Origin of the sequence: Micromonospora fiedleri, from assembly GCF_016774385.1 — a bacterium.
In the GTDB taxonomy this organism is placed as follows: domain Bacteria; phylum Actinomycetota; class Actinomycetes; order Mycobacteriales; family Micromonosporaceae; genus Micromonospora; species Micromonospora gifhornensis.
Genome location: NZ_JAETXL010000123.1, coordinates 1 through 439, shown reverse-complemented (window position 1 = coordinate 439; position 439 = coordinate 1). Strand labels below are relative to the sequence as shown.

Below are 439 nucleotides of genomic sequence, written 5' to 3'. Positions count from 1 at the left end.
CCGCTACACCGGCCGCCGCCGACGCGCCGGCACCGTCGCACTGGTCTCCCTGGTCGGTACGCAGATCGGGCAGACCGTACTGGCCGGCGGCACCAGCCCGACCGTGCTCGCCTCCACCGCCGTGTCGTTCGGCGTACTTGCCGCGGTGGTGCAGACGCCCGGGGTGAGCCAGTTCTTCGGGTGCACCCCGCTCGGCCCGGTCGGCTGGACCATCGCCACCGGCTCCGCCCTCGGTGCCACCCTCCCCAACGGCGCCATGACCAGACTGGTGGCCCGGCTACCCCCACTCGACCGCCCGAACGCCGACCACACTGACCCCGGTGACCACCCGTCGCCGGAATCGCCGTCCTGAGGTCGTTTCAGGCCGTGACAGCACCGGCCCTGTTTCAGGCCGTGACAGCACCGGCCCTGGATCAGGCGGTGATGTCACGGTCACCCG

Annotated in this window: 1 protein-coding gene; it reads left to right on the top strand. The window is 72.2% G+C overall.

Annotation, left to right across the window (positions count from 1 at the left end; all coding sequences use genetic code 11):
- The coding region (locus JMF97_RS30930) for a cation transporting ATPase C-terminal domain-containing protein (RefSeq protein WP_203224704.1) at positions 1 to 352 on the top strand (352 nt) is incomplete at its 5' end.
- Between the last annotated feature and the right edge of the window lie 87 nt (positions 353 to 439).